Raw genomic sequence first — 9,200 nt, forward strand, 5'->3', positions numbered from 1 at the left:
GGGGTCCGGCGTGCGGGGCGGGGGCCTCTTCGCGGCGCCGGGACCATGTGTAACGACCGGCGACCCACCATCATTCCGGGGCCCGCGCACCCGCCTCGGCGGGGCTCTTCCTCGGTCGTTCACCCGTGTTCAACGACCCCCACCCGTCGACGATTCCGCCATGAGGATGCCGCCGGTCACACCCAGAAACCGGGCAACCGACCACACACGGCACCTGTCGCGACGAACATGCCGGCACACGATCCGGACAACTTCCCGGAAACTGTCGCCTCCGCGCCCGTGGAGGCCACACTTTCCGTGAAGGTGCGCCGACCGTGAACTGGACAGGCGGCGCAGCCGGGCGGCGTCGGACCACGACGTGGGTGTGGTCCGCCGTGACCGGCGCAGGGATCAAGCCTGACCGCCCGGAACCGGGCACGGCGGGCCACACCCGCCAACCCCAACCAGCGACACAAACGCAACCACAGACACAAGCGCACCCAAAGCCAGCAGGACGAATAGCTTAAATGCCTAAAATCGCCTCAAGACGCCTAAGGAGGGTCGCCGCCATGACCGCAGCGATGGAAATGCCCCGGGTCCAGGAGTGCGCCGTCAGGTCCTGCGCCTACAACCACACCAACGACTGCCATGCCTTCGCCATCACGATCGGCAGCAGCGACCACGCGCACTGCCACACCTTCGTCGAGTTGCCGGTGCGCGGCGGCATGAAGCAGGCGGTGGCCCAGGTCGGCGCGTGCAGCCGGTCGGACTGCCAGCACAACTCCGACCTGGAGTGCCACGCCCCGGCGATCACCGTCGGCCCGCAGATGGACCTGGCCGACTGCCAGACGTACGCGAGCCGCTGACCGGTCGGGTCCGGCGGATGGCCGGTCCGACGCGCGTCACGACAGGCCGTTGGCCTCGCGGATCACGGTGACCAGGTCGTCGATGATGCCGGTGAGCGCGAAGTCCTTCGGGGTGAACACCCGGGCCACCCCGGCGGCCCGCAGCGCCGCCGCGTCGCCGGTCGGGATGATGCCGCCGACCACCACGGGCAGGTCGCCCCGCCCGGCGGCGCGCAGCCCGTCCAGCACGGCCGGCACCGCGGCCAGGTGCGAGCCGGAGAGCACCGAGAGGCCGACCAGGTCCACGTCCTCCTCGACGGCGGCGGCCACGATCTGCCCAGCGGTCAGCCGGATGCCCTGGTAGACCACCTCGAAGCCGGCGTCGCGGGCGCGTACCGCGATCTGCTCGGCGCCGTTGGAGTGCCCGTCCAGGCCGGGCTTGCCGACCAGCAGCCGCAACCGGCCGCTGCCCAGTTCGCGCGCCGTGGCGGTGACCCGCTCGCGGACCGCCGCCAGCCCCGGGTCGCCGCCGGCCCCGGCCGCGCCGGACAGGCCCGTCGGGGCCCGGTACTCGCCGAAGACCTGACGCAGCGCGCCGGCCCACTCGCCGGTGGTCACCCCGGCCCGTACGCACTCCAGCGTCGGGGCCATCAGGTTCGTCGTGGTCGCGGCGTCCGCGCGGAGCCGGGCCAGGGCGGCGTCCACGGCCGCCGCGTCCCGGCCGGACCGCCACTCGCGTACGGCGGCCACGGCGGCCACCTCGACGGCCGGGTCGACCTGCTCGATCGCCTCGGCGCCGGCCGCGGTCAGCGGCGACGGCTCGGTCTCGGTGAACTTGTTGACGCCGACCACCACGTCGCTGCCCGCCTCCATCCGCCGGCGGCGGTCGGCGAGCGAGGCGACCAGGGCGCTCTTCAGGTAGCCGGTCTCCACGGCGGCCACCACGCCGCCCATCTCCAGCACCTTCGCCAGCTCGACCCGGGCCCCGGCGACGATGTCGTCGACCAGCCCGGTCATCACATGCGAGCCCTCGAACAGGTCCGGGTACTCCAGCAGGTCCGACTCGTACGCCAGCACCTGCTGCATCCGCAACGACCACTGCTGGTCCCAGGGGCGGGGCAGGCCGAGCGCCTCGTTCCAGGCGGGGAGCTGCACCGCGCGGGCCCGGGCGTCCCGGGAGAGGGTGACGCCGAGCATCTCCAGCACGATGCGCTGGATGTTGTTCTCCGGCTGGGCCTCGGTGAGGCCGAGCGAGTTGACCTGGACGCCGTACCGGAAGCGGCGCTGCTTCGGGTTCTCGACGCCGTAGCGGTCGCGGGTGATCTCGTCCCAGAGCGCGCCGAACGCGCGCATCTTGGCGATCTCCTCGACGAAGCGCACCCCGGCGTTGACGAAGAATGAGATCCGCTGGACCACGTCGCCCATCCGCTCGGCGGGCACCTGGCCGGCGTCGCGGACCGCGTCGAGCACGGCGACCGCGGTGGCCAGGGCGAAGCCGACCTCCTGCACCGGCGTCGCGCCGGCCTCCTGGAGGTGGTACGAGCAGATGTTCACCGGGTTCCACTTCGGCATCTCGCGCAGCGTGTACGCGATGACGTCCGCGGTGAGCCGCAGCGACGCCGCCGGCGGGAAAATGTACGTCCCCCGGGACAGGTACTCCTTGATGATGTCGTTCTGCGTGGTGCCGGCGCAGCGGGCCAGCTCGGCGCCCTGCTCGGTGGCGACCGTGCCGTAGAGGCCGAGCAGCCACATCGCGGGCGCGTTGATGGTCATCGAGGTGTTCATGTCGGCGAGCGGGAGGCCGTCGAAGAGGGCCCGCATGTCGCCGAGGTGCGCCACCGGCACGCCCACCCGGCCCACCTCGCCGGCGGCCAGCTCGTGGTCCGGGTCGTAGCCGGTCTGGGTGGGCAGGTCGAAGGCGACGGAGAGACCGGTCTGCCCCTTCGCCAGGTTGCGGCGGAAGAGCGCGTTGGTGGCCGCGGCGGAGGAGTGCCCGGCGTAGGTGCGCATCACCCAGGGCCGGTCGCGCTCCGGCAACCGCCCCGAGGGAGCCTTCTCATCCATGGCCGGAGTCTAAGTTACCGTTCAGTAAAACGGGTTGTGGAAAACCACACAGGTCCATGGAGTGCACCGACGGGCACGAGCGGCGCGACATGGCCGACACCACCACACCCCGGGCGGCCGGCCGGTCCGCCTCGGACGCACACTGGACGTCATGGATGACGAGCTCGCGATCTCCGTTCGGGGACTGCGCAAGGCGTACGGGGACAACCTCGCGGTGGCGGGCGTGGACCTCGACGTCCACCGGGGCGAGGTGTTCGCCCTGCTCGGCCCGAACGGCGCCGGCAAGACCACCACGGTGGAGATCCTGGAGGGCTACCGGCAGCGCGACGCCGGCGAGGTACGCGTGCTCGGCGCCGACCCGGCCCACCCGGACCCGCGCTGGCGCTCCCGGGTCGGCATCGTGCTGCAGGGCACCGGCGAGTTCGACGAGCTGACCGTCGCCGAGGTGGTCCGGCACTTCTCCGGTTTCTACCCGGACGCCGACGACCCGGAGAAGGTCATCGAGCGGGTCGGGCTGGGCGCCAAGGCCAAGGCCCGTACGCACACCCTCTCCGGCGGGCAGAAGCGCCGGCTCGACGTGGCGCTGGGCATCATCGGCCGCCCCGAGCTGCTCTTCCTCGACGAGCCGACCACCGGCTTCGACCCGGAGGCTCGGCGGGAGTTCTGGGAGCTGATCCGCGACCTGGCCGCCGCCGGCACCACCATCGTGCTGACCACGCACTACCTGGACGAGGCCGAGGCGCTCGCCGACCGGGTCGGCGTGATCGCCGCCGGCCGGGTGATCGAGGTGGCCCCGCCGCAGCGGCTCGGCAACCGGCAGGAGGGGCTCGTCACGGTCTCCTGGCGTACCTCGGAGGGGACGCCGGAGACGGCGGAGACCGCGACGCCGACGGCGCTGGTCGCGGAGCTGGCCGCGCGCTTCGGCGGCGAGGTCCCCGGCCTCACCGTGACCCGGCCGACCCTGGAAGACGTCTACCTGCGGATGATCGGACACCGATGACCACCACGACGAAGCCGACGACCCCGGTCGCCGCCGCGCCGGCCCGCCGGCTCGGGACGGGCGCCCTGGCGCTGCGCCAGGGGCGGCTGGAGATCACCCAGTTCCTGCGCAGCCGGGAGTCCGTCGTCTTCACGATGGGCTTCCCGATCATCATGATCCTGATCTTCGCGGCGATCTTCAACGACGAGATCGCGCCAGGGGTCAGCTACACCCAGTACTTCATCACCGGCATGATCGCGACCGGTCTGATGACGGTGAGCTTCCAGAACCTCGGCATCTGGATCCCGATCGAGCGGGACCGGGGCGTGCTCAAGCGCTACCGGGGCACCCCGATGCCGAAGTGGGTCTGGTTCGCCGGCAAGGTGATCATGGTGGTGGCCATCGGGGTCGCCGAGACCGCGCTGCTGCTCGCCGTCTCGGTGGCGCTGTTCGACCTGAAGCTGCCCGACACCGCCGCCAAGTGGGCGACCTTCGGCTGGGTCGCGATCCTCGGTGTCACCGCCTGCACGCTGTGCGGCATCGCCATCTCGTCGCTGGCCCGCACCGCCCGCAGCGGTTCGGCGGTGGTCACCCCGGTGGCGCTGGTGCTCCAGTTCATCTCCGGGGTGTTCTTCGTCTTCACCAGCCTGCCGGGCTGGATGCAGCAGGTCGCCGCGCTCTTCCCGCTCAAATGGATGTGCCAGGGGCTGCGCTCGGTCTTCCTGCCGGACAGCTTCGGCGGGCAGGAGCCGGGCGGCTCGTTCGAGCTGGGGCGGGTCGCCCTGGTGCTCGGGCTCTGGTGCGTGATCGGCCTGGTGCTCTGCCTGACCACCTTCCGCTGGACCACCAAGCGCGACGGCTGAGGCTCCGAAAGCCCCGGCCGGCGCCCGGGGGCGGACCCGTTGCCGCAGGTGGAACACTGTGCGGCATGGCTCACACCCTGACCCGGCGCACGCTGCTGACGGCCGGTGCCGGCGTGGCCACGGTCGCCGTGGTCGGCGGACTGGCCGCCCGGGACCTGTCCCGCCCGGCGCCGAAGCCGGCCGGCCCGGACGTCCCGGTGGGTGACGCGCGCCTGATCCGCATCGCGTCGAGCGCGCGGGGCCGCGAGGTGGACTTCTAGACCGCCGTCCCCGAGGGGTACGGCGACGGCCGGGGCCTGCCGGTCTGCCTGGTGCTGCACGGCAACTCGGCCACCCCCCGCGACTTCGGCCGGCTCGGGCTGGCCCGCTTCCTCACCGATGCGGTACGCCGCGGCACACCGCCCTTCGTGCTCGCCGGGGCGGCCGGCGGCCGGCTCTCCTGGCAGCCCTCGGGCAAGGACGACCCGCAGCGGATGGTGCGCGAGGAGGTGCCCACCTGGTGCGCCCGGCGCGGCTTCGACAGCAGCCGCCTGGCCGCCTGGGGCTGGTCGACCGGGGGTGCCGGCGCGCTACTGCTCGCCGAGGCGTACCCGGGCTGGCTGCGAGCGGTCGCCGCCTTCTCCCCCGCCGTACGCCCCGGCGACGCCGCCTTCGCCGGTGCCAAGAAGCTGCGCGGCACCCCGGTCGGGCTCTGGTGCGGCCGGCAGGACAACTTCCTGAAGGACGTCCGCGCCCTGGCCCGGGCGCTGCCCGAGCGCCCGGTACGCGCCGAGTGGGCCGACGGCCGGCACAACTTCGGCTACTGGGGGACCGTCATCCCGGACGCGTTCGCCCTGCTCGGCGCGGCCCTCACCCCACCCCGGACAGCGTGACGCCCCCGGCCGCGCGGCCGGGGGCGTCAGGAGCGTGACTCAGTAGGCGTAGAAGCCCTGGCCGGTCTTCCGGCCCAGGTCGCCGGCGGTGGCCATGCGCTGGAGCAGCTCCGGCGGGAAGAACTTCTCGTCGGCGGTGTCGGTGTAGATGTTCTTGCTGGCGTTGAGCAGCACGTCCACGCCGGTCAGGTCGATCGTGGCCAGCGGGCCCATGGCGTGGCCGAAGCCGAGCTTGCAGGCCGTGTCCAGGTCCTCCGCGGAGATCACGCCGGACTCGACCAGCTTGACCGCCTCCATGGCCAGCGCGCAGATCAGCCGGGTGGTGACGAAGCCGGCGATGTCCCGGTTGACCACCACGACCGTCTTGCCGATCTCCTCGGCGAACGCCTTCGCCCGGTCCATGGTCTCGTCGCTGGTCTTGTAGCCGCGGACCAGCTCGCAGAGCTTCATCATCGGCACGGGCGAGAAGAAGTGGGTGCCGACGACCGACTCCGGACGCTCGGTGGCGGTGGCGATCTGGGTGACCGGGATGGCCGAGGTGTTGGTGGCCAGCACCGCGTCGGACTTGCAGATCTTGTCCAGCGCGCGGAACACCTCGTGCTTGATCTCGATCTTCTCGAAGACCGCCTCGACCACGATGTCCGCGTCGGCCGCCGCCTCCAGGTCGGTGGTCGGGGTGATCCGAGCCAGCGTCGCCTCGACCTCGGACGCCTCGATCTTCCCCTTCTCGGCGAACTTCTCCAGCGACTTACGGATGCCGTCGACGCCCCGCTTGGTGGCCGCGTCGTCCACGTCCCGCAGCGTCACCTGCCAGCCCGCCTGCGCGGCCACCTGGGCGATGCCCGAGCCCATCAGCCCGGCACCGACGACCGCGAGTCGACCCGCCATCTGCTTCTCCCTCGCCTGAATGAGTGTCTGCCAGCACCCTAGTCATGGCCGAACGCACCGAGCGCAGCGAGGGCCGTGAGGGCATGACAAGAGAGACCTGTCGGCGAGCCTGAACGAGTGCTATGGAGACCTCAGATGGCGAGGTCGGGCTCCTCGGGCGCGGTGCCGCGCTCCACCGCCACGCCGAGCGCCCGCAGGTCGGCCACGAAGTCCGGGTAGCCGCGGTCGACGTGGTGCACGTGGGACACCTCGGTTACCCCGTCCGCGCACAGCCCGGCGATGATCAGGCCGGCACCGGCCCGGATGTCGGTGGCGCGTACCGGGGCGCCGGAGAGCCGCTCGCGGCCGCAAACCAAGGCGTGATGGCCGTCGGTCCTGATGTCCGCGCCGAGCCGCATCATCTCGTTGGCGAACATGAACCGGCCGTCGAAGATGTTCTCGGTGATCAGCGACCCGCCGTCGCTCACCGCGGCCAGGCCGATCGCCATCGGCAGCAGGTCGGTGGCGAAGCCCGGGAACGGCAGGGTCACCACGTCCACCGCCGTGGGACGCTCGTCCATCCGTACCCGGAACGCCCCACCCCTGGTCTCCACCAGGCCGCCGGCCGAGACCAGCTTGTCCAGCGCGACCTCCAGGAACGCCGGGTCGATGCCGGTCACGGTGACGTCCCCCCGGGTCATCGCGGCGGCGAACGCCCAGGTCCCGGCGACGATCCGGTCCCCCACCGTGGCGTGCCGGACCGGGGACAGCGCGGGCACCCCGACGATGTGCAGGGTGGAACTGCCGGCCCCGTCGATCCGGGCGCCCATCCGGTTGAGCATGGTGCAGATGTCGACGATCTCCGGCTCGCGGGCCGCGTTGTCGATCGTCGTGGTGCCCCGGGCCAGCACCGCCGCCATGACCAGGTTCTCGGTCGCGCCGACGCTCGGAAAGTCCAGCACGATGTCCGCGCCGTGCAGCCCGTCCGGAGCCTCGGCGATGACGAAGCCGTGCTCGCCGGAGATGTCCGCGCCCATCCGGGTCAGCCCGGCGATGTGCATGTCCAGGCCACGGGAGCCGATGGCGTCGCCACCGGGGTGGGCCACCCGCACGTATCCCCGGCGGGCCAGCAGCGGGCCGAGCACGCAGATCGACGCGCGCAGCCGGCGGACCAGGTCGTAGTCGGCCTCCGCGCCGGGCTGCTCCGGTACGTCGATGACGACCGACCGGGAGCGCTCCACGCCGCCCCTGGCCACCATCGGATCGACCGGATCGTCGGCGGCGAAACGAACACCGCAGCCGAGCCGGCGCAGCACCTCCCCCATGATGGCGATGTCGGTGATCCGGGGAACGTTGGTGATCACGTTGCGCCCGGGCGCAAGCAGGGCGGCGGCCATCAGCTTCAACGCCGAGTTCTTCGCCCCGACCACGTGCACCGTGCCGGCCAGCCGGGCCTCACCGTGCAGCCGGATGACGTCGACGTCGCTGACCGCCGGGTCGCCGGCGTCGCCCGGTCCCACCCCGGCCGACCAGCCGGTCTGGCCCGGCCGCGCCGGGATGGTCAGGTCCGGTATCCGTAGGCTGTGCGTCATGGCCGTCCACCTCACGCGCATCTACACCAAGGCCGGCGACGCCGGCATGACCAGGCTGAGCAACAACGAGCAGGTGCCGAAGACCGATCCGCGGATCGCCGCGTACGCCGACGTCGACGAGTGCAACGCGGCGATCGGCGTCGCGCTGGCCCTGGGGCAGCTCGACGACGAGCTGCGGGCGGTGCTGGAGTCGATCCAGAACGACATGTTCGACGTCGGCGCGGATCTGGCGACCCCGGTGGAACCGAACCCGGCGTACCCGCCGCTGCGGGTCACCGAGGAGTACGTCGAGCGCCTCGAGGGCTGGTGCGACGAGTACAACGGGCGCCTGAGCAAGCTCGACTCCTTCATCCTCCCCGGCGGCACCGCTGGCGCGGCGCTGCTGCACGTGGCACGGACGACCGCCCGGCGCGCCGAGCGCGCGGCGTGGGCCCTGGTCGCACACGACTCGGACCGGACCAGCCCCCTCCCGGCAAAGTATCTCAACCGGCTCTCCGATCTGCTCTTTATCCTGGCAAGGACGGCAAATCCGGACGGAGATGTGCTATGGGTGCCGGGCGGGAAGCGCTGACCGCCGGCGCTCTGCACCACGTCGAGGTCTGGGTACCCGACCTCGCCGCAGCCAGGCACAGCTGGGGCTGGCTCCTCGGCGAACTGGGCTGGACGCCGTTCCAGGACTGGCCGGCCGGACAGTCCTGGCGGCTCGGCCCGACGTACCTGGTGCTGGAGGAATCCCCGGCGCTCAGCGGGCGGGTGCACGACCGGCTCGCCCCGGGCCTCAACCACCTGGCCTTCCACGCCGGCCCGCCGGCCGCCGTGGACCGGCTGGTCGCGTCCGCGCCGGCGTACGGCTGGGAGTTGCTCTTCCCGGACCGGCATCCTTTCGCCGGCGGGACGGAGACGTACGCCGCATACCTGGCCGACGGGCAGGGGTATGAGGTGGAGTTGGTCGCTTCGGCTTAGGAGCTGTACGCAAAAGGCCGCTGGCCGGCACCCCTGTGTCGGGGTGCCGGCCAGCGGCGTGTGTCTTGTGTGTGGGTCAGCTGTTCCAGTGCTGGGCGACGAGGTCGGCGGCCTGCTGTTCCCACTGGGCGTAGGCGTCCGGGTAGGCCGACACCTGCACGGTCTGGGCGGCCTGG

At 72.1% G+C, this 9,200-nt stretch carries 10 protein-coding genes; 7 read left to right on the forward strand and 3 right to left on the reverse strand.

The annotated features are described in order from the left end of the window. The first annotated feature begins 548 nt into the window (after positions 1 to 548). Positions 549 to 845 (forward strand): DUF1540 domain-containing protein, encoded by a 297-nt coding sequence (locus tag ACFYOS_RS35850; RefSeq protein ID WP_387151624.1) that lies wholly within the window; start codon positions 549 to 551, stop codon positions 843 to 845. Positions 846 to 881: 36 nt separating this feature from the next. On the opposite strand, the gene ACFYOS_RS35855 is transcribed toward ACFYOS_RS35850, so the two are convergent. Further along, entirely contained in the window at positions 882 to 2,888 is a 2,007-nt protein-coding gene (locus ACFYOS_RS35855; protein WP_387151626.1) for a protein meaA, read from the reverse strand. Positions 2,889 to 3,039: 151 nt separating this feature from the next. Here ACFYOS_RS35855 and ACFYOS_RS35860 point away from each other — a divergent pair, with 151 nt between their 5' ends. The 4 genes from ACFYOS_RS35860 (at position 3,040) to ACFYOS_RS35875 (ending at position 5,602) form a co-directional block, all read left to right on the forward strand. Beyond that, a complete protein-coding gene (locus ACFYOS_RS35860) occupies positions 3,040 to 3,888 on the forward strand; it encodes an ABC transporter ATP-binding protein (RefSeq protein WP_387151628.1) in 849 nt (282 codons plus the stop codon). Then, positions 3,885 to 4,730 carry an ABC transporter permease gene (locus ACFYOS_RS35865; protein WP_387151631.1) on the forward strand — a complete coding sequence of 282 codons (846 nt, stop codon included), beginning with the start codon at positions 3,885 to 3,887 and terminating at the stop codon, positions 4,728 to 4,730. The genes ACFYOS_RS35860 and ACFYOS_RS35865 overlap by 4 nt, the downstream gene beginning before the upstream one ends. 65 nt (positions 4,731 to 4,795) lie before the next feature. Then, positions 4,796 to 4,990: a hypothetical protein gene (locus tag ACFYOS_RS35870; RefSeq protein WP_387151633.1), complete on the forward strand. Its 195-nt coding sequence runs from the start codon at positions 4,796 to 4,798 to the stop codon at positions 4,988 to 4,990. Positions 4,991 to 5,041: 51 nt separating this feature from the next. Next, positions 5,042 to 5,602 (forward strand): alpha/beta hydrolase-fold protein, encoded by a 561-nt coding sequence (locus tag ACFYOS_RS35875; RefSeq protein ID WP_387151636.1) that lies wholly within the window; start codon positions 5,042 to 5,044, stop codon positions 5,600 to 5,602. A gap of 39 nt (positions 5,603 to 5,641) precedes the next feature. On the opposite strand, the gene ACFYOS_RS35880 is transcribed toward ACFYOS_RS35875, so the two are convergent. Together ACFYOS_RS35880 and murA are read right to left on the reverse strand one after the other, a co-directional pair. Then, entirely contained in the window at positions 5,642 to 6,490 is an 849-nt protein-coding gene (locus tag ACFYOS_RS35880; protein ID WP_387151639.1) for a 3-hydroxyacyl-CoA dehydrogenase family protein, read from the reverse strand. 131 nt (positions 6,491 to 6,621) lie between these two features. Then, the gene (gene murA, locus ACFYOS_RS35885) at positions 6,622 to 8,061 is read right to left on the reverse strand and encodes a UDP-N-acetylglucosamine 1-carboxyvinyltransferase (RefSeq protein WP_387151642.1); all 1,440 of its coding nucleotides are present in this window, start codon (positions 8,059 to 8,061) and stop codon (positions 6,622 to 6,624) included. Here murA and ACFYOS_RS35890 point away from each other — a divergent pair. Continuing rightward, positions 8,060 to 8,632 carry a cob(I)yrinic acid a,c-diamide adenosyltransferase gene (locus ACFYOS_RS35890; RefSeq protein WP_387151645.1) on the forward strand — a complete coding sequence of 191 codons (573 nt, stop codon included), beginning with the start codon at positions 8,060 to 8,062 and terminating at the stop codon, positions 8,630 to 8,632. The genes murA and ACFYOS_RS35890 overlap by 2 nt on opposite strands. Then, positions 8,608 to 9,024 carry a VOC family protein gene (locus ACFYOS_RS35895; protein ID WP_387151647.1) on the forward strand — a complete coding sequence of 139 codons (417 nt, stop codon included), beginning with the start codon at positions 8,608 to 8,610 and terminating at the stop codon, positions 9,022 to 9,024. The genes ACFYOS_RS35890 and ACFYOS_RS35895 overlap by 25 nt, the downstream gene beginning before the upstream one ends. Positions 9,025 to 9,200 lie beyond the last annotated feature (176 nt).

It is taken from the genome of Micromonospora sp. NPDC005806 (assembly GCF_042871425.1).
Lineage (GTDB): Bacteria > Actinomycetota > Actinomycetes > Mycobacteriales > Micromonosporaceae > Micromonospora.